General features: G+C 39.5%; 15 protein-coding genes and 1 other annotated feature. Of the genes, 12 read left to right on the top strand and 3 right to left on the bottom strand.

What is annotated here, in order from left to right; translation table 11 throughout:
* Nucleotides 1-129: 129 nt before the first annotated feature.
* On the top strand, nucleotides 130-2,835 hold the full coding sequence (acnA, locus tag RCJ95_RS09740; protein ID WP_004227840.1) for an aconitate hydratase AcnA: 2,706 nt from the start codon (nucleotides 130-132) through the stop codon (nucleotides 2,833-2,835).
* A gap of 216 nt (nucleotides 2,836-3,051) precedes the next feature.
* On the top strand, nucleotides 3,052-4,542 hold the full coding sequence (locus RCJ95_RS09735; RefSeq protein WP_446722165.1) for a DUF6612 family protein: 1,491 nt from the start codon (nucleotides 3,052-3,054) through the stop codon (nucleotides 4,540-4,542).
* A 55-nt stretch (nucleotides 4,543-4,597) separates the two neighbouring features.
* Here the strand turns inward: RCJ95_RS09735 and RCJ95_RS09730 are convergent, their stop codons facing one another.
* On the bottom strand, nucleotides 4,598-5,182 hold the full coding sequence (locus tag RCJ95_RS09730) for a DJ-1/PfpI family protein (protein ID WP_221682897.1): 585 nt from the start codon (nucleotides 5,180-5,182) through the stop codon (nucleotides 4,598-4,600).
* 141 nt (nucleotides 5,183-5,323) lie between these two features.
* Between RCJ95_RS09730 and RCJ95_RS09725 the strand changes: the two genes are divergently transcribed.
* The 6 genes from RCJ95_RS09725 (at nucleotide 5,324) to ileS (ending at nucleotide 12,365) form a co-directional block, all read left to right on the top strand.
* The gene (locus RCJ95_RS09725) at nucleotides 5,324-5,767 is read left to right on the top strand and encodes an Lrp/AsnC family transcriptional regulator (protein ID WP_221682896.1); all 444 of its coding nucleotides are present in this window, start codon (nucleotides 5,324-5,326) and stop codon (nucleotides 5,765-5,767) included.
* Nucleotides 5,768-5,830: 63 nt separating this feature from the next.
* Nucleotides 5,831-6,346, top strand: coding sequence for a sigma-70 family RNA polymerase sigma factor (locus RCJ95_RS09720; RefSeq protein WP_221682895.1), 516 nt, complete (start codon nucleotides 5,831-5,833; stop codon nucleotides 6,344-6,346).
* Complete coding sequence (locus RCJ95_RS09715) at nucleotides 6,339-7,307, top strand: DUF3221 domain-containing protein (RefSeq protein ID WP_221682894.1); 969 nt, start codon at nucleotides 6,339-6,341, stop codon at nucleotides 7,305-7,307. Before RCJ95_RS09720 ends, RCJ95_RS09715 begins: the two co-directional genes overlap by 8 nt.
* A 102-nt stretch (nucleotides 7,308-7,409) precedes the next feature.
* On the top strand, nucleotides 7,410-8,051 hold the full coding sequence (locus RCJ95_RS09710) for a hypothetical protein (protein WP_446722164.1): 642 nt from the start codon (nucleotides 7,410-7,412) through the stop codon (nucleotides 8,049-8,051).
* 19 nt (nucleotides 8,052-8,070) lie between these two features.
* Nucleotides 8,071-8,913, top strand: coding sequence for a DUF2785 domain-containing protein (locus tag RCJ95_RS09705; RefSeq protein ID WP_446722163.1), 843 nt, complete (start codon nucleotides 8,071-8,073; stop codon nucleotides 8,911-8,913).
* A 59-nt stretch (nucleotides 8,914-8,972) separates the two neighbouring features.
* Nucleotides 8,973-9,211 (top strand) — a binding site (T-box leader).
* A gap of 61 nt (nucleotides 9,212-9,272) precedes the next feature.
* Nucleotides 9,273-12,365, top strand: a complete 3,093-nt coding sequence (gene ileS, locus RCJ95_RS09700) for an isoleucine--tRNA ligase (RefSeq protein ID WP_313150805.1) — start codon at nucleotides 9,273-9,275, stop codon at nucleotides 12,363-12,365.
* A 42-nt stretch (nucleotides 12,366-12,407) separates the two neighbouring features.
* Here the strand turns inward: ileS and RCJ95_RS09695 are convergent, their stop codons facing one another.
* On the bottom strand, nucleotides 12,408-13,010 hold the full coding sequence (locus RCJ95_RS09695; protein WP_221682890.1) for a LysE/ArgO family amino acid transporter: 603 nt from the start codon (nucleotides 13,008-13,010) through the stop codon (nucleotides 12,408-12,410).
* Nucleotides 13,011-13,120: 110 nt separating this feature from the next.
* On the opposite strand from RCJ95_RS09695, the gene RCJ95_RS09690 reads away from it, so the two are divergent.
* Both RCJ95_RS09690 and RCJ95_RS09685 read left to right on the top strand, forming a co-directional pair.
* Nucleotides 13,121-14,563, top strand: coding sequence for an aminotransferase-like domain-containing protein (locus tag RCJ95_RS09690; protein ID WP_446722162.1), 1,443 nt, complete (start codon nucleotides 13,121-13,123; stop codon nucleotides 14,561-14,563).
* A 337-nt stretch (nucleotides 14,564-14,900) separates the two neighbouring features.
* A complete protein-coding gene (locus RCJ95_RS09685; protein ID WP_369354106.1) occupies nucleotides 14,901-16,085 on the top strand; it encodes an oxalate decarboxylase family bicupin in 1,185 nt (394 codons plus the stop codon).
* A 36-nt stretch (nucleotides 16,086-16,121) separates the two neighbouring features.
* On the opposite strand, the gene RCJ95_RS09680 is transcribed toward RCJ95_RS09685, so the two are convergent.
* Complete coding sequence (locus RCJ95_RS09680) at nucleotides 16,122-17,273, bottom strand: MFS transporter (RefSeq protein ID WP_312129664.1); 1,152 nt, start codon at nucleotides 17,271-17,273, stop codon at nucleotides 16,122-16,124.
* 97 nt (nucleotides 17,274-17,370) lie between these two features.
* On the opposite strand from RCJ95_RS09680, the gene yeiL reads away from it, so the two are divergent.
* Together yeiL and RCJ95_RS09670 are read left to right on the top strand one after the other, a co-directional pair.
* Entirely contained in the window at nucleotides 17,371-18,033 is a 663-nt protein-coding gene (yeiL, locus tag RCJ95_RS09675; RefSeq protein ID WP_221682886.1) for a transcriptional regulator YeiL, read from the top strand.
* Between the two features lie 386 nt (nucleotides 18,034-18,419).
* A complete protein-coding gene (locus tag RCJ95_RS09670) occupies nucleotides 18,420-20,171 on the top strand; it encodes a methyl-accepting chemotaxis protein (RefSeq protein WP_446722161.1) in 1,752 nt (583 codons plus the stop codon).
* Nucleotides 20,172-20,205 lie beyond the last annotated feature (34 nt).

Genomic DNA, 20,205 nt, shown 5'->3' with positions numbered 1-20,205 from the left:
GCTTATCAAAAAAGATAATATTAATGTAATTTACTTATGAATATAAATGCGCTATCATGGGTATTGGAGAAAAGATGCTACACATTTTTAAAGCCTTTTCAAAAAGATATATATTAGGGGGATCCGCAAATGGCACAAGGTAATTTACACAACAGCCGTGCATCATTCGAAGTGAATGGTAAAACTTACAATTACTATGACTTAGCTGCGATTGAAAAAGCTGGCGTTGCAAAAGTTTCAAACCTTCCTTACTCAATCAAAGTATTATTAGAATCTGTTTTACGTCAATATGATGCGTATGTAATTAAAGAAGAACACGTAAACGAATTAGCAAAATGGGGTAACGGTGCTGACCCAGAGGCAGAAGTACCATTCAAACCTTCTCGTGTTGTATTACAAGACTTTACTGGTGTACCAGTAGTTGTTGACCTTGCATCTCTTCGTTCTGCAATGAAAGAAATGGGCGGCGACCCAAGCAAAATCAACCCTGCTATTCCAGTTGACCTTGTTATTGACCACTCAGTACAAGTTGACAAATATGGTAATGCATCTGCATTACAAGCGAACATGGACCTAGAATTTGAACGTAACGCTGAGCGTTATAACTTCTTAAAATGGGCTCAAACTGCTTACAATAACTTCCGTGCTGTACCACCAGCAACAGGTATCGTTCACCAAGTAAACTTAGAGTACTTAGCTCCAGTTGTACACGTAAACGAAAATGCTGATGGCACATTCGAAACATTCCCAGATTCAGTAGTAGGTACTGACTCTCATACAACAATGATCAACGGTATCGGCGTTCTTGGATGGGGTGTAGGTGGTATCGAAGCTGAAGCAGGTATGCTTGGTCAGCCTTCATACTTCCCAATTCCAGAAGTTATCGGTGTTAAATTAGTTGGCGATCTTCCAAACGGAACAACTGCTACTGACTTAGCATTAAAAGTAACACAAGTATTACGTCAACGTGGCGTAGTTGGTAAATTCGTTGAGTTCTTCGGACCTGGCGTATCTAAATTACCACTAGCTGACCGTGCGACAATCTCTAACATGGCTCCTGAATATGGTGCTACATGTGGTTACTTCGCAATCGACGAAGAATCATTAAACTACATGCGTTTAACTGGTCGTGACGAAGAGCACATTGCGGTTGTAGAAGCTTACTTAAAAGCGAACCACATGTTCTTCGATCCAACATTAGAGCCAGTTTACACAGATGTTTTAGAAGTAAACTTAGCTGAAATCGAACCAAACCTTTCTGGTCCAAAACGTCCACAAGACTTAATTCCACTATCTCAAATGCGTTCTCGTTACAAAGAAGCAGTAGTGGCACCACAAGGTACACAAGGTTTCGGTTTAACAGAAGATGAATTCGCAAAAACTTCTGTAGCGAAATTCGCTGAAGGCGATGTAGAAATTCCAACAGGTGCTGTTGCGATAGCTGCGATCACTTCTTGTACAAACACTTCTAACCCATACGTATTAATCGCTGCGGGCTTAGTGGCGAAAAAAGCTGTAGAAAAAGGTCTAACAGTGCCGAAATGGGTAAAAACTTCTTTAGCACCAGGTTCTAAAGTTGTAACTGGTTACCTTGAAGATTCAGGTTTACAATCATACCTTGACCAAATCGGTTTCAACACTGTAGGTTATGGTTGTACAACATGTATTGGTAACTCAGGTCCATTATTACCTGAAATCGAAGAAGCAATTAAAGCAAATGACTTATTCGTAACTTCAGTTCTTTCTGGTAACCGTAACTTTGAAGGTCGTGTACACCCACTTGTAAAAGCTAACTACTTAGCTTCTCCACCACTTGTTGTTGCTTATGCACTTGCTGGTACAGTGGATATCGATCTACAAAAAGATTCATTTGGTAAAGACAAAGATGGTAACGAAGTATTCTTCGCTGATATCTGGCCATCAACTGAAGAAGTTAATGCAGTATTAGGTACTGTTGTTAACCGTGAGTTATTCCAAAAAGAATACGAAACTGTATTCACAGCGAACGAAAAATGGAATGCAATTGAAACATCAACTGAGTCTCTTTACACATTTGATGACAAATCAACTTACATCCAAAACCCACCATTCTTCCAAGGTCTTGCAAAAGAGCCAGAAGCTATTAAAGGCTTAGACGGCTTACGCATTATGGCGAAGTTCGGTGACTCAATCACAACTGACCATATTTCTCCAGCTGGTGCAATCGGTAAAGAAACACCTGCAGGTAAATATTTAATTGAAAACGGTGTTGCAATCCGTGACTTCAACTCTTACGGTTCTCGTCGTGGTAACCACGAAGTAATGATGCGTGGTACATTTGCAAACATCCGTATCCGTAACCAAGTTGCTCCTGGTACAGAGGGTGGATTCACTACTTACTGGCCAACAGGCGAAGTAGAGTACATCTATGACGCATGTATGAAATACCAAGAACAAGGTACTGGCTTAGTCGTACTTGCTGGTAACGACTACGGTATGGGTTCTTCTCGTGACTGGGCTGCGAAAGGTACATTCCTACTTGGCGTGAAAACTGTTATCGCACAATCTTACGAGCGTATCCACCGTTCTAACCTAGTAATGATGGGTGTTCTTCCACTTCAATTTATGCCAGGTGAATCCGCTGATACATTAGGCTTAACTGGTAAAGAAGAAATCTCTGTTAACATTACTGACAACGTAAAACCACGTGAAATCTTAACAGTAACTGCTAAATCTGAAGACGGCACAGTTAAAACTTTCCAAGCTTTAGCTCGTTTCGACTCAGAAGTAGAAGTAGACTACTACCGTCATGGTGGTATCCTACAAATGGTTCTACGCGCAAAAGCTGCTGAGTAATCATCATCATAAAAACCGATCTCTTAGGAGGTCGGTTTTTTTATTTATTAAGAGAGTGTTGGATAGAAGTGGCCAAAATATGTATAAATAGCACCAAATGACGGATTTAATGGATAATTATAATTTAATTTCCAATGAACCTAGCATTTTTCCAATTCTTTCGGTAAAATTAATAGGTAAGGATAAAATTTTTACATAAACGGGGGACGATTGATTATGACAAAGAAAAAACATAAGTTTTATACAGCGGCAACAGCTGCAATGGCGGTTACTGCTGTTGCTGTAGTACCTGTATCGGCGGCTAGTCCATTTTCAGATGTGAGCGAAGATTATGCACATTTTAATAGTATTTCCACATTGCATGCAGCAGACATCATTAATGGCTTTCCAGATGGTACATTTAAGCCCTCAAAGGATGTAACACGCGGACAGGCAGCGAAGATGATAGCAAGTGCATTTCATCTAACTACAACGGATACGGCTGTCGAGAATCCGAATTTTAAGGATGTCGACTCATCTAGCCCATACTATAAAGCGATTGTTACATTAGTTAATCTTGGCGTTGTACAAGGCTATGAGGATGATACATTCCGTCCAGATGACACAATTACTCGTGGTCAAATGGCGGTAATGGTAGCAGAGGCTGCAGGTTTAACAGCAGAAGGTAAAAGTCCATTCACAGATGTACAGCAAGATAGTCCATTTGCAGATGCAGTAACAGCCCTGTATGAGGCAGGCGTTGCGAAGGGTGTTACTGCCACAGAATTTGGTGTAGATAAAAATGTTACACGTGGTCAATTAGCAACATTTATTGTGAACGCATTAGGCTTAGCTGAGGATACACAGCCTACAACGGAAGTAAAAGAGGAAGAGCCTAAAGAGGAGCAAGTAACAGAAGAACAGCCTACTACAACACAGGATAGTGCTTTGTTAGAGGAAGTATTTACGAAAACATTAGCCAAGCAAAAAGAGCTAAAAAGCATGAAGGCTACCATGACGATCTCTCAGACAGTAGAGGCAAACGATGGTAAGGAAACCATGAAAATGGATTCTAAAGGCAACATGAAGATGGAAATTGTTACAGAGCCAATGCAATTCTTTGCTGATGGTTCAATGGCTTTAACAGATCCAACAAGCGGTGAAGCGATTAATTTGCCGATTAAAATGTATATGACGGCTAAAGATGGTATGTATATGTATGAGGCAGAACAAAAGGCCTGGGTAAAGTTCCCGAAACAATTATTTGAAGATGTACTGAGCCAAACAGGAATGCAGCCAGATGCAACTGAACAATTGGAAATGCTACAAGCATTTGCTGAAGATTTCACATTAGTAGAATCAGCAAACCGTTATGAGTTAACATTAAAAGGTTCTGGCGATAAATTCACAGAACTAGTGAAGCAGCAGCTTGGCGCAATGGATTTAGGAATGGAAGCCGATCTAGAGGCACAATTAGGCAATATTTCCTTTGATGGTCTCACATATAAATTATTGATTAATAAAGAAACATTCGATGTAGAAGAAATTGCTATGGATATGACATTAAAGATGCAAGTAGAAGGCAATTCGATCAAAACAAGACAGCAAACAACGATTAAATATCATGATTTCAATGCGGTAACGACAATTACGATTCCAAAAGATGTGCTAGACAATGCAAAGGAAATGGATTTAAGTGCATCAGAAACAGCACCAGTAAGTAAATAATACAAAAAGTAGGTTTATGCCAAGTATATTGGTATAAGCCTACTTTTTTTATGCTTTAGTGGAAGCCCATTAATTCTTTTACTTTCGCTGTGTTTGGAGCAGATGTTAGAGTTTCTAGTAAGCGAAAGGCAACATCAAAGGCTGTTCCTGGATTGGAGGAGGTGATGATATGATCAGTTTGCACAATACGCTCGTTGACAATTGCTGCGCCATAGCCCTTTAGCTGTGTTAAACGTTTACTTGTTGGATGATTATAGGTTGTTGCTTGACGATGCAGAAGAATCCCACTGTGGCCTAAAATAAGAGAAGCTACACAGATTGTTGCAATCGGTTTTTTCTGTTCATCAAAGTGACGAACGACTGCCTGGAATTCCTCGCTAAACGCATCCTCATAAAAACCGGCTTCCTCAAAGCCTCCAGGAATCGCTAATGCATCAAAATCCTCTAATACAATTTCATGGAGCAATTTTTCAGGAGTGACTTTAAAATTCCAGGTGCATTGCAGCTGTTCATGCAGGCCGACCGTAACCACATCTGTTGTACCATCTCCTTCCCACTTATTCCAGCCGAGCACATCAGTAAAGACGCTTGCCTCCACCGCTTCAAAGCCATTTGCTAATAGTAACAATATTTTTTTCATGTTTGATTTGCCTCCTTTATTGATATTATTGTAAACAAAAGGGAGAAAAGATTACATACCTTGTATAATGGATTTTAGGTAAAAAACTTTATTTGAAAAGGTATTATGTTATAAATAATTTATTTAGAAAGGTGATGGACCATGGATCATATTGATACACAAATATTACAGCAGTTACAGCAAAATGCCAAAATCTCTATGAAGGAATTAGCCACTACCGTTCATTTATCCTCTCCTGCCGTTATTGAAAGAATCAGAAAGCTAGAGGAGCAGGGTGTGATTGAGGGCTATCATGCAAAGGTAAATCTGAAAAAGATGGAGCGTACGATTGAAGCCATTATTTTATTTAAGTCCATTGATTGTAAAAGTCTTTCTTCATTTTGTAATGCTCATCCTGATGTTTTGGCATGTTATCGAGTGGCTGGGGAAATTAGCTATATTGTTAAATTAGCGACCTATTCAGTAGAAACATTAGAACAATTTATTGATGCGGCTATGCCCTATGGCACACCTTCTACTAATATCGTGCTATCTTCAACGGAAAAACAAGTGATTACACCATTTGCTGATAATGATTTGGGGTAATTGACAAAAAAGCAAACCTCGAAGCCGCGAGCTCCGTTTATAGGGTAGAGAGGAGGAAGAATGTTGCTAATTCATGAACTGGAAAGAATAATGGAACAGCATACAGAGAGGCTTATTCGTCTTGCCTTTTACTATGTGAGAGATTTACAAAGTGCCGAAGATATCGTACAGGATGTCTTTATTAAATTCTATGATAAACAGCAAAACTATGAGGAACGTGGGGAGCTAAAGGCGTATTTATCGAAATTAGTTAGTAATCGAAGTAAAGATTATTTACGCAGCTGGACCTATCGGAAAATTCAAGTGCAACAGAAGATTTTTCCGCAGCAAACCGTTATGAGAAGAGATATGCTTGTACAGCAAGATGAACGTACTTTGATTGAAAATGCGATTCTAGCTCTCCCTTTCAAACAGCGAGAGGTCATTATACATTTTTATTTTGAAGAAATGCCTGTGGTAGACATTGCAGAGCTGTTAACGATTCCTGAAAGCACCGTTAAAACAAGGCTACGTCGTGGGCGAGAGTTATTGAAGCTACAATTACAGCATGTTGAATGGGAGGTGCTCCTGCATGAGTAAAATGGATGCTCGCGTAGTAAGGGATTTATCAGAAAGTAAAAAGCGTGTGATGACAAATGTGGTTCAGCATTTACAGCAACGCCATGAAAAAAAATCGGCAAAACGCTGGCCATATGGTGTTTTGGCTATGATTTTAAGTGTCTGCATAGGGCTGTTTATATATCAGCAATATAATGAACAACAACAGCAAGCTTCTACTATTCCACCCGTATTAGATGAGCGGATTTTAGAGCTATATTTACAACTTGATTCTTTTATGAACGGAAAGAATCGTTTATATAAGGCAAGCTTTGATAATTTTTTATATTTTGAATCGACCTTTGCTTATGCGCAATCGAAAAAATTAGTACCTACACAAGAGCAAGTAGATAAGGCACTCGAACAGTTCATGCAAGAGTGGAGCTATGAGGATGATACTCGGCCAACTTATGATAAGCTTCTGCAAATGTTGCAAGTCACAAACGAAGGGTTTATAGAGAACTATGGCAAGCCAATTGCCTATAAAATGGCTACATTTGATTTATTATGGGAGGTAAGCCAAGCCGATTATAAGGATGTAAGTAATCCCATTCGTACATGGCTTGTTGAGCAAGCAGCCATGAATTATTTAGAACAACATTATCATAAAGACATTGCCTCCTTAAGAGAAAAATATAAAATCCCAGAAAAGGACAGCCAAATGAAGCTCATCAGAAGTGGAACGGTCTTAGCGATCAAGGAACATGAATTTTTAGTTGTCTCAGGCGTCTTGGCTAGCGAGGTTGGGCAAAAATCTGTAGATGAATTAGTGCAAAAACATAGTAATGGTACATGGTTCCCTCTAGTGGATGTTCCGCAAACACTTTCAGTTGGTGATCGAGTAGAAGTACAGTATAGACAGTCGATTGGGAACGATGACACTCAGCCATTCCTTGATTATAAGGATATCGTAGAGATGAAAATAGTAAAGGAATTTCACTAACAAGAAGCTAGACATTCAATGATTTTAGAATGTCTAGCCTTTTCTTTAGATTTGGATTCATATACAATAGTTGTAATATTTTTCTAAAATAGAGGTGTTGATTTGGTATTTGCTATATTAGATAATGCGACAGCGTTTTTCCTAAGCTTACCTCTTCTACTGATTTATTTAAAAAGTATGTCACGGGAAGAATCCTTTTGGCGTTGGTCAATGCCCTTATGGCTGTTGAATTACTTTTGCATTCGATATTTTGTCTCGGATGGAGAAATTTTTTGGGTTGTCCTCTTTTGGCAGCTACTATTTTTATGGCCAATTAGTCTAGCAATCTATATCTATTTATACAACAAGGAAAAGAAGTGGGCATTTTATATAGGCTTAAAGAAAAAGCATGTTGTGATTGTGGCAACATTGATGCTGCTATTTGGGAGCTCACTCGTTTATTCACTTTATCAGGCAAATCAGCAGGTGATTGCGTTCCATCAGCAAGTAATGCAGGAGCTTGAGGATAGTTCAGATCGACAGCTTTATTTGATGCACAATACAATGAAGCCTACGACGCTTCTTGAAGTAGCGGATGATATAGCTGATGTGCGAAAGGGGCAGGCGAATGCATTTACCTTTCCTTGGCGTAGTAAGGTGATTGTACACCAAGATAATTGGCAAAAGGAATTTACATATGTCCGTTTTAATGAGAGCTGGAAGTTAGATGGGATATACCGAGAGAGTGAGTATCAAAATAAATAAGCAAAGGGGAGTCAAAGAGTTGATACAAGATGTACTGAAGGAAGAAGAATTAAAGGATCGATTAAAGGCATTGAAAAAGGGGCAAGCAACAATGGAGCTAGAAAATCAAGAGCAGCTTGTGCATTCCATGTTAGCACATATCGGTTCTATTGATAGTGAGCTACGAGATACTTATATTTATGGCAGCTTTTATGAATGGATTTTAGAAAAAAACTTGCTAGACCATCGTTGCTTAACGGAGTTATGGGATTATAGCTTAAACCATTTAATAGTTAAGGGGATTGGAGAAAAGGAATCAGATTGGGTCTTTACTCGCTCCTTTACATCATTATTAGTAGCGCTTATTTTAGCAAGAGATCTACAGGATAATTTTTTGCCCAAGGCTAGCATAGAGGACTGTCAAACAAAGTTACTAAGCTATGTATCATCTGAAAAGGATGTAAGAGGCTATGTGCCTGGCAAGGGATGGGCACATAGCGTGGCGCATGTTTCAGATGCTATCGATGAACTAGTGAAAAATCCAAAATCATTGAAAACAGCCTATCCGGATATGTTACATGCATTATGGTCCATCTATTTACAACCGGATTACATTTTTATCCATGATGAGGATGACCGACTATTAGTGCCTATATTCGCGATGTTGGAGCAGGGGCTGGAACAAAATGAAGTCATCCATATAGTTCAGCAAATGCCATTAACCTTAGCCTCAATGAAGGAACATCTGAGTGAAGAACAATACAGAATAGTGCTATTCAATAGTAAAACATTGCTGAAGAGCTTTTTGATTCAAACCATTCAACAGCCACAATATGCTGATCTCCATCAAAGTATTGCCACTTGTCTCAACGAAATTTTTTAAGATTGTCCATTGTTGACAGACAATTGGTAATTTGCTAAGATGAAGGACAATAAAAGCATACAAATTCGTTGATGAGAAAGAGTAGTGTTTCACTTTGTTCTACAGAGAGCCGACATTTGGTGGAAGTCGGTGTGCAGGTGTTACATGAAAATCCTCTCTGAGAAGATTAGCTGAATGGAGTAAGCTAATCCGGGTGTCTACCGTTAAAAAGAACACGTATGATTGTACGTTGCTGAGTGCTATTGGCCATCGTGTCAATAGAATTAGGGTGGTATTCGCGGTTAACCCCGTCCCTTTTCCTTGGGACGGGGTTTTTTGTATGCCTTTTATACAAATTCGCTTGTATAGGAGGAACTAATATGCAGAAAGAACAAAAGAAAGAAACAACGGTTGAACGAGAAACAAGGATTCGTACATTATGGGCGCAAGAAGGGACCTTTGCCAAATCCGTAAGTAATCGCGCTGGACAGCAGCCCTTTGTATTTTATGAGGGACCCCCAACAGCAAATGGTTTACCACATGTCGGCCATGCCTTTGGTAGAACCATAAAAGATGTGGTGGCACGTTACAAAACAATGCAGGGCTATTTAGTTGAACGAAAAGCAGGTTGGGATACACATGGGTTGCCTGTGGAATTAGGGGTAGAAAAGGCATTAGGGATCTCAGGAAAGCAGGAGATTGAGAACTACGGGGTGGAGCAATTTATTCAAGCATGTAAGAAGAGCGTTTTTACCTATGAGCAAAAATGGCGTACCTTTACAGAGCAGCTTGGCTACTGGCTTGACATGGAAGAACCTTACCTAACATTAAGTAATGACTATATTGAAACTGTGTGGCATATTTTAAGCCACGTTCACAAGGAAAAACTGTTATACAAAGGACATCGCGTTTCACCTTATTGCCCTAGCTGCCAAACTTCCTTAAGCTCTCATGAGGTGGCACAGGGCTATAAGGATGTCAAGGATTTATCCGTCACTGCAATGTTTAAGCTAGAGGATCGAGACGAATATATCTTAGGCTGGACAACGACGCCTTGGACATTACCAGCCAATGTAGCCTTGGCTATGAATCCTGCTCTTCGATATGTCCGTGTAAGGCATGCAAACAGCATCTATATACTAGCCAAATCGTTGGTATCAAAGGTTTTTTCAGAGCCTGTAGAAATATTAAGTGAGCATGACGGACAGGAGTTTGCAGGTGTTTCCTATCGATCGCCATTTTCCTATGTAACCGTCCATAAAGGACATATCGTTGTCATGGCAGATTATGTGACAGAGCATAGTGGAACAGGAATTGTACACATAGCACCTGCTTATGGAGAGGACGATTATAAAACGGTGCAGGAACATGGCTTGTCCTTTGTCAATGTAGTTGATCTTAAAGGTTGTTATACAGAAGCGGTACCTGAGCTTGTTGGACGTTTTGTGAAGGACTGTGATGTCGACATCATTAAAATGCTTGCAGCAAAAGAGCTTTTATTTGCTAAAGAAAAATATGAGCATAGCTATCCACATTGCTGGCGCTGTGATTCACCATTATTGTACTATGCAACAGATAGCTGGTTTATCAAAATGTCGGCATTAAAAGAGCAGCTTTTACAAAATAATCAGCAGGTGACATGGTACCCTAGCCATATTAAGGATGGACGATTTGGCAACTTCCTAGAAAACTTAGTGGATTGGAATATTAGTCGTAATCGTTATTGGGGGACACCACTCAATGTGTGGATCTGTCAGGATTGCAATCATGAGGAGGCACCTAACAGTGTTGCAGCACTACAACAATTAGCCAAAGGAGCTGTCAATGAACAATTAGAGCTCCATAAGCCATTTATAGATGACATTGTCTGTACCTGTCCTGTTTGCCAAGGCGACATGAAACGTACGCCTGAAGTTATCGATGTTTGGTTTGACAGTGGCTCGATGCCATTTGCCCAACAGCATTATCCATTTGAAGATGTAGCGAACTTTCATCATCAGTTTCCAGCAGATGTGGTCATTGAGGGAATCGACCAAACGCGAGGATTTTTCTATAGCTTATTAGCAGTATCGACCTTGTTTACAGGAAAACCACCTTATAAAAATGTGCTATCGTTAGGGCATGTACTCGATGAGCATGGACAGAAGATGTCCAAAAGTAAAGGCAATGCATTAGAGCCTGTTGAGTTAATCGAGGAGTATGGAGCAGATGCTCTACGTTGGGCATTTTTAGTTGATAGCTCCCCATGGAATCCAAAGCGTTTTTCAAAGAAAGTTGTCTTAGATGCGAAATCTAAGCTGGTAGATACACTCGACAATACGTTTAGATTTTATGATATGTATGCCCAGATCGATGGTTTTACGTATGATGCTACAAATACAGGTACACGTTCACAGCTAGATCATTGGATATTGTCCCGCTTACATCACACTATCCAGCTTGTCACAACCTCCATGGATGATTATCAATTTACACAGGCTACACGGGAAATTGGTCAATTGGTGGAGGAATTAAGCAACTGGTATATTCGTCGTTCGCGTGCTAGATTTTGGGCAAATGGAATGACAGCAGATAAACGAGGTGCATTTAGCACACTTTATGAGGCACTGACATCCATTTGTCAATTAATAGCACCGTTTACACCATTTATAGCAGAGGATATCTACCGTCAACTATGTGGAAAAAGTGTTCATCTTGAGAAATACCCACTATTCGACGATCAACTAGTGGATGTGAGGCTTGAACAAGAAATGGCAACAGTCTTAACAGTTGTGGAACTTGGACGTAGCATTCGCAATAGTCAGGGAATAAAGGTCAAGCAGCCTTTAAGTGAACTCATTGTTGCCCTAAAAGGTGAACTGTCGGATTACCAAGCCTATAGCGAACTCATTCAGGATGAGTTAAACATCAAAGCTTGTAGATGGACACATGATTTTTCTGCCTATGAAAGCGTGCATTATAAGTTAAACTTTAAATCAGCTGGCGCGGCATTTGGTCCAAAGGTTAATCAAGTAAAAGAGTATGTGTTGGCATTAACAGATGAAGAGAAACAAAGGCTACAACACCATGGAACAGTGGATCTCATGATGGACGGTCAACAGCTAACATTATTAAGAGAACATGTAATAGCTGAATCAATCGTCAAGGACCATTATATTTTAGCAGAGGATAGCACTTGCCGTGTCTTGATGAATGTTCAACTCACAGAGAGCTTACTACAAGAAGGACAAATACGAGAATTAATTCGTACAATACAAGATGCACGGAAAAAATGGCAGCTACCAGTGGCGCAATATGTATCGATTGCCTTTATTGGTAGTGCAGAGGTAATTTTTAATATTCAGCAGCACGAAGCGTTATTACAAGAAAATGTATTAGTTAAAGCTATTCATTATGGTGAGGAATGGCCTCATGCAAAATCCATTGAGACGGCATTGTTTAATGAAAAGCTTACTTTATTTGTTTCTCTATAAAAGAAAAGCTCAGGGTTACCTCCTGAGCTTTTTCTATGTACGTTAAAATAAGCCACTTGCGAGATAACATGCTGTTGCCCAAATAAAGACAGCGGAGCATTTATTAAATACTCGCATCAATTTTCCAGAGCCGTCTAGTTTTTTGAACGAGGCGCCAGTCAAAGTGAGACCGAAAAACCATAGCCAGGAAATGAACACACAAGCAATAGTGAACATCATTTGCTCGGCTCCACTATATTTTAATGCGCTTGTACCAATAACACCGATTGTATCTAAAATAGCATGTGGATTTAGAAGTGACACAGAGAGGGCAAAGAGAATTTGTTTTTTAATAGGCAATGCTTCGCTATTTTCAGTGTTGGCTGGATTTGAACGCCAAATGCTATAGCCCATGTAAAGTAAAAAAACGATACCAATACCCATTAACGTGATACGCAGCCACTCAAACTGTAGAACAATTAATGACAGACCGAATACCGCAAGTAGAATAAGCAGTGTATCACAGATCGCAGCTGTCACACTCGCTGGCAAAGCGCGTAATAAATTTGGTTGTGTAGCACCTTGTGAAAAAACAAAAACATTTTGTACGCCTAATGGCAAAATGAGTCCAAATGCTAAAATGATCCCATGAAGAAAAGCTTCCAACGATCATTCCTCCTTTCTTTACTTATTTTAGATATGGTATAACTAAAAGAAAACGACCAATTGGTTGGTTTTTTATCCACCCAATTCTATAGCATGGAAGGAGAGGGAACATGAGCTGGCAGCCGAATAGACGAAGTGATAATACATTACAGCAGCAGATTGTACAGTGGGTAACGGCCAATGTGGAACGAGGAGACTGGGCAGCAGGGACAAAACTACCTACCCAAAGACAGCTGGCCATGCAGTTCAATGTGAATCGTAGCACAGTTCAGCAGGCTTTAGAGGAATTAAAAGCAATGGGCATTCTTGAAGCAAAAGTAGGCTCTGGTGTTTATGTTACGTACAATTCCTGGCATGCATTAATCCAACAAACACAGCCGAATTGGCAAACTTATATCGAAACAAGCATCCACAAGCCAAACTACCACACCATCCAATTAATTAACGAATACGAACAGCGTGAGGATGTAATACGTTTAGGAACGGGAGAGCTAGCACCCAGTTTGTTGCCTACCGAGGAAATAGAAGCTTCACTGCGAGAGCTATCCTTTCAACCCAAAGCATTAGGCTACTCTTCGCCACAAGGCAATGATCAGCTCCGTAAAGCTATTTGTAAATATGTTCAAAAAAGAGGCATTCCCGCTGAGCCTCAAAACGTCTGTATTGTCTCAGGGGCTCTTCAGGCACTACAATTGATTGCTGTTGGCTTATTAGAGCAAGGGTCTATTGTGTTTCAGGAGCCAACCTCCTATTTAAATTCTGTTCACCCTTTTCAGTCGGTTGGCATGCAAATGATTAGCATTGATCGTGATGAACAGCTTGCTCAAACATTGGCGCAAAGGAAACGAAAGAAACAAGCCGTGTTTTATGCCATACCTACTTTACATAATCCAACAGGTCATGTATGGACAACACGAGAAAAAGAACAGCTATATGAAGCCTGTCAGACATCACGCATTCCGATTGTAGAAGATGATGTTTATCATGAATTGCTTTTTGAAGAGGCATCACAGCCGCTTAAGGCCATGGATAATAGCGGACAAGTTCTTTATATTGGCAGCGTCTCTAAAACCTTAAGCCCAGGGCTACGCATTGGTTGGCTCATCGGTCCAACCACTGTCATTGAGCGGTTAGCTGATATAAAAATGCAAACAGACTATGGCTCAAGTGCCATTTCTCAAGAAATTGTCCTACATTGGCTGCAATCAGGAAAATATGAAAAGCATCTCGCAGGATTACGTCAACAATTACAGGAGCGAGCCGATTTTACGGAACAGCTTTTAAAGGAGACATTTACAGATGTGGCGAATTGGAGCAAACCAAGAGGAGGCTTTTATATTTGGCTCAAGTTTCATGAGCCGCTTGTAGATAAAGACTTCTTTATGAAACTGTTGCAGCAACAAGTATTAATCAATCCAGGCTATATCTACGATCCACAAGATCATCATCATATTCGTCTATCCTACGCCTATGCAACCTATGAAGAATTACAGGAAGGCTTACAAATCCTACATGAATGTGCGGTGGAGGCTATTGGACGAAAGAGTAAGTAAGGGTTTGTCCTGAAGTTAGGGAAACGAGAGAAGGTTGCTCTACATAGGTTGAGAAGTGATCAAAGAAGTGAGAAACCCGCTCTAAAGTGGTTGAGAAGTGATCAAACAAGTAAGGAACCCGCTCTAAAGTAGATGAGAAGTGATCAAACAACTGAAGAACCCGCTCCAAAACCAGTGAAAAGTGATCATATAGCAAGCTCCTCTCTCAATTAAATATCCAGGCTTAGCCACCCAACCCACTGATAGAAAAGAAAGTGAATAATCCAAGCCGTGTATCCATACATTTTAGAAGAATAGAAGTATTTTATTTTGATTACGAACATAAAGAGGTGAACGATTGGAAAATTTGCCACCGGGTTATTTTCAGGTGCCTCAGCCTATTCGAGGTGATGGGGCTGGAGGGGTGGATAAGGGGCCACGGGATATTATGAGGGACTTAGAAAATCCTGATATGCTGGTGCCACCAACGACTGATGCGGGTTTGATTCCAAATTTACGATTCTCGTTTTCAGACACGCATATGACCTTAAATCAAGGTGGGTGGTCACGGGAAATTACGGTTCGTGAATTACCGATTGCTACGACTTTGGCGGGTGTGAATATGAGTTTGGCACCAGGGGGCGTACGTGAGCTGCACTGGCATCAACAGGCGGAGTGGTCTTATATGCTGCTTGGTCATGCTCGCATTACGGCTGTCGATCAAAATGGTTGTAACTTTATAGCGGATGTGGGACCTGGTGATTTATGGTATTTTCCGCCTGGCATTCCTCATTCCATTCAAGGACTTGAGGACGGCTGTGAATTTTTATTAGTATTTGATGATGGGCATTTCTCTGATCTGAATACACTGTCAATTTCGGATTGGTTTGCTCATACGCCAAAAGAAGTGTTATCAGCGAATTTTGGGGTTCCTATCGATGCTTTCGATCACATCCCGAGTGAACAAGTATATATTTATCAGGATCGGGTTCCGGGGCCAATCGATTCTCAGAAAGTGCCATCTCCATATGGGGAGGTTCCGCAAACCTTTAAACATCGTCTGTTGGCACAGCCTCCATTAAAAACACCTGGAGGCAGTGTGCGCATTGTCGATTCGACTAATTTCCCAATCTCTAAAAATATCGCGGCTGCACTGGTGGAAATTGAGCCAGGGGCGATGCGTGAGTTGCATTGGCATCCAAACAACGATGAATGGCAATATTATCTGCAAGGAAAAGGCCGTATGACAGTTTTCACAGGAAATGGAACGGCTCGAACATTTGATTATCGGGCGGGAGATGTTGGCTATGTCCCATTTGCCACGGGGCATTATATTGAAAATACTGGAACAGAGCCATTATGGTTTTTAGAAATGTTTAAAAGTGATCGATTCCAGGATGTATCCTTAAATCAATGGATGGCGTTAACTCCTAAAGAATTGGTGCAAAGTAATTTGCAGGTTGGTCCTGAGTTGCTTGAGGTTCTCAGAAAAGAAAAATGGCCTGTAGTAAAATATCCTGGTTTTTCCTATTATCCGAAATAATCAAAGCAGGTGAGGAAGTTCTCACCTGCTTTTAGTTTAATATTGATATTTTTTGCGTGTCAGGAGCAAAATAGCGATGGCTGGTATTGTACAAATGAGCATGGCTGCGAAGGACAGACCTGGCGATATTTCGTATAAATAGCCACCTAAAAATGTAAGGATGGCGGTACTTAAGCCCATAGCTAATGCAGAGTATAAACCCTGTGCATTGGGTATTTGTTCCTTAGGTAGCGCTTTTGTTAAGTAGCGAATAAAGGCAAAATGGGCTAATGCAAAGGATAATGCGTGCAAGGTTTGTGAAGCGATAAATACCCAGACATTTGGGAACATAAAGATTAGTAACCAACGTAGGGAAGAGCCGCTCGCTGCTAAGAGTAATAAGGACGATGAGCGCCATTTCGTCAATAACGTATCAGCCTTCATAAAGTAAAGAATTTCACAAATAACAGCGATATTAATAATCATACCCATATAGAATGGATCAACCTGTAAATCTTCTAAATAAATATAACCATAGCTATAATAGGAGGCATGTGCACCCTGTAGCAAGATGACGATGAATAAAACAATGGGGTAGCCTTTGATAGTCCATAGTGTTTTCATCGACAATGATTTTGCACGCTGTTCTTTTGTTGGGACTACCAGTAATTCCTTTGGTGTTGCAAATTGCTGCATAAGTAACATGCCCATCAACCCTATAATCATGCTCCAAAAGATGATGTTCTTTCCAAAAACGCCTGTCAGCATACTAATAATTAACACAGCGATGACAAAGCCAAATGAACCATAGGAACGGCTTTTACCATAATGAATATTGCCATACTGGACAAGCGTAGCTGCACTGCTTTCCACAGCAGGTAATAGCGCTGGGTAAAAAACACTAAATAAAATGGTCACGATTAATAATGCTGTAAAGCCTGTGCTTGGAATATAGAGCAAGGCAGTTAGCAACGAGCCTATTGCTAAAATAGTAATGAGTCGTTTATTGTGTACATATTTTGCAAGTGTTGGGAAGAAGAAAAGATTGGATGTGGCACGAGCTAGGAGCCCACAGCCCATCACTACACTTGCCTGCGAGACGGTTAGATGTTTCGCATCCACCAGCCAACCTGTCCAGTAGGGTAAGAAAATGCCCCAAGTGATAAAAAATGTAAAGAAATTCTGAGAAAGCCATCGTTGATTGTTCATATAATTTCCGTACCTCCATTAACTATGTTGAATAATAGCATGTTCATCGCTACAATAATGTGAGATATCTCATATTTTTTATAGGAGAGAGTAAAAAATGCATATTTTAACAGCTGAAGCCCGTACCCATTATCTTGAAAAATATCCAATCGATGATTTTTTCTCATTTGATATCAATCCCTATTTAGAAGTCCGCCAGTTTGACAAGGGTGAGTGGATCTTCCAGGAAGGCTCATTTCCAGACACCGTGTATTACATGATAGAAGGAAAGGCGAAGCTCTATATGACACATAAAAATGGGAAGGTTTCACTTATTGAATACCTAGAAGCCCCTCTATTTATGGGGGAAATTGAATTGTTAAATGAGGCTAGGTATACAAAGGGGATACAAACCGTCACCAAAACAATTTGCTATTCGATTACACAGTCATGTAAGGAGAAGTTACTTGCGGATGCCTTATTTTTACGTAGACTTTGTGTATTTTTAGGTGAAAAAGCGACAAAAATGACATCTAAATATACACAAAATCAGGCATATCCATTGGAAAATCGCTTAGCAGCCTTTATCCAATTATCTGCCGACCAAGGTGTCTACAGGGAAAAACATACGGAAATCTGTGAGTATTTAGGAGTTTCTTATCGCCATTTATTATATGTTTTGGCACAGTTTTGTGAAGAGAAGATATTAGAAAAGCGGAAGACTGGCTACCAAATTATTGATAAAAAACGTCTCGCGCAGCTTGCACAGGAAATACTATAAAAACAACCAATCCATAAAGGAGGGTCTCAAAAATTATTTGAGATCCTCCTTTTTTTCTTTGAAGAGCAGAGCGTAATTGCCTAATTAAAAATAATTATTCTAGACAAACTAAGTATTCTTTCACTGTACAGAATTGAACTGTGATAAAACTCCTGTATTTTTCAAAAAGTAGAATAGTAAAAATTAATAGGACTTTTATAATGGTTCTTTAGAATTTAATTTGAACTAAAATCTTACATTTTATAGATTGTTTTTCTTAGTACCTGTGTTTATACTATTTTTAGTTATGACAGCTAAGAAAACACATGAGAAAAAATAAGAATAATAAAAAGGAGGGAGTTGCAACGCCTTTAGCCCATTTGCTAGAGCTATGCAGCGAGTGAAAAATGTTTTTTTCTAGGAAAGTAGCTGGAGATTATAATTATTTTTCTGCAATAAACTATTCAGATATAGAATCCAATGAGCGATTTAAAGAAAAGTTAGATTTTTTAGCCTTTTCGAAAAATAGGAGAGAGCTAGTTCGTTATTTACGTACTATCTATGAAAATAATCGAAAGGAAATTTTAGACAACCTAACTGAACGTTTATATGACGTACAGGACTTTGCAAAAATAGCTCAGAAGTACCCGGAGTTAGGAGGAGAAAAGCAATTAATCGATGACTATTTTGAGAGCTTGTTTGAGGACGAATTAAATCTTCAATATGTTTTTAAAAGAAGAAAATTATCATCCATACTTTTAAGTGTGGGGATATTACCTAATCAAATTATTGCTATCTATATGTTAATCAATCAATTGATGATCCCGCTTATCGTAAAAGAATTAGCTCGAAATCCTAAAAATATGCTGGATGTTTTGCTTGCATTCGAAAGCCTATTGAATATAGATCAGCAAATTATCTTTGAAACCTATATAGAAAACCAGGCTAATTCTGTTGTGACAGGATTAGGGGAAATTATTAAATATAATACACAACTCGTTTCAATCAAAGAACTAATTGAGTTTCAGGAGGTGCAGCAAAAAGAAATTATTGCCGCCAATCAATCGATGCAGGTTTTAGAAAACAGCATTGAAGAAATTGCTGTTTCTGTAAGTGATATTTCCGCTCAGACTAAAACAGCATTGTTTGAATTAAATGAAGATCTCGCCTCTTTAAAACATGTTACGTCTATTTTGCAGGTAACGGATGAAAACCAAAAATCAATGCAAGTAAATATCGGTCTTTTAGTAAACCATGTAAACAATGTGGCGAAGTTAATGGAGTTAATTAAATCGATTGCTGATCAGACGAATCTTCTGGCACTCAATGCAACAATTGAGGCAGCAAGAGCAGGAGAGGCAGGAAAGGGCTTTACAGTAGTTGCGGAAGAAATACGTAAATTGGCTGATGATACAAAATCGTCCGTACTTTCTATTCATACGGACATCAATGAATTACTGCTCATAACAGCAGACATACAAGACGTTACACAGCAGTTCGCCAAAGACTTGCATAAAGGCGTAGTCGATACAGCGATGATTACAGAAACACTTACAAATTTAAACGATACCATTCAGCAGCAAGGTATTCGTTTTGGGGAGATTGCAGAAACAGCTAAAAGTCAAGCTGCATCGGCTAATTATATTGCTGAGTGCAATCAAAATATCACTGAAAGCATGGAGAAAAGTAAGGAAATTGTATTTCATATGGGCTCCTCCATTTACCAACTAAGCAATATGATTGATGATTACCGTACCAAAACGATTTCAAATAATTACATCATTAGTCAGGAAGATATTATCGAATTAGCGATTACAGATCATTTGCTCTGGAGTTGGAAAATTTATAATTTACTATTAGGATTTGAAAAAATGTCCGAAGAAGAAATAGCCTCCTATCAAAATTGTCGTCTCGGTAAATGGTATTACGGGTTAGGAAAAACATTGCTTGGAGATAAAGTTATTTTCAAAGAGCTCGAAGAACCCCATATGCTCATCCATGAGCTGGCAAAAAAAGCTGTACAGGCATTCAACCATGGCTACAAAGATCAAACGGAAGCTTATCTTCGTGAAATTACCTTGGTTTCTCATAAAGTAGTGGATAAGTTACAGCAATTAAAAGATCTTTTAGTGAGTGAAAAACAGCAATATGAACGTTAAAAGGGTCTTAGGTTTTAAACATTTCTGGAGGAAT

Source organism: Lysinibacillus sp. BSL11, assembly GCF_052928325.1.
The sequence above is the reverse complement of the archived record's forward strand: the minus strand, read 5'-3'. Positions and strand labels throughout refer to the sequence as shown.

Excerpts from the sequence above, each read along its gene's own strand:
- acnA (WP_004227840.1), top strand. The coding sequence starts at position 130 with ATGGCACAAGGTAATTTACACAACAGCCGTGCATCATTCGAAGTGAAT.
- RCJ95_RS09735 (WP_446722165.1), top strand. The coding sequence starts at position 3,052 with ATGACAAAGAAAAAACATAAGTTTTATACAGCGGCAACAGCTGCAATG.
- RCJ95_RS09730 (WP_221682897.1), bottom strand. The coding sequence starts at position 5,182 with ATGAAAAAAATATTGTTACTATTAGCAAATGGCTTTGAAGCGGTGGAG.
- RCJ95_RS09725 (WP_221682896.1), top strand. The coding sequence starts at position 5,324 with ATGGATCATATTGATACACAAATATTACAGCAGTTACAGCAAAATGCC.
- RCJ95_RS09715 (WP_221682894.1), top strand. The coding sequence starts at position 6,339 with ATGAGTAAAATGGATGCTCGCGTAGTAAGGGATTTATCAGAAAGTAAA.
- ileS (WP_313150805.1), top strand. The coding sequence starts at position 9,273 with ATGCAGAAAGAACAAAAGAAAGAAACAACGGTTGAACGAGAAACAAGG.
- RCJ95_RS09690 (WP_446722162.1), top strand. The coding sequence starts at position 13,121 with ATGAGCTGGCAGCCGAATAGACGAAGTGATAATACATTACAGCAGCAG.
- RCJ95_RS09680 (WP_312129664.1), bottom strand. The coding sequence starts at position 17,273 with ATGAACAATCAACGATGGCTTTCTCAGAATTTCTTTACATTTTTTATC.
- yeiL (WP_221682886.1), top strand. The coding sequence starts at position 17,371 with ATGCATATTTTAACAGCTGAAGCCCGTACCCATTATCTTGAAAAATAT.
- RCJ95_RS09670 (WP_446722161.1), top strand. The coding sequence starts at position 18,420 with ATGTTTTTTTCTAGGAAAGTAGCTGGAGATTATAATTATTTTTCTGCA.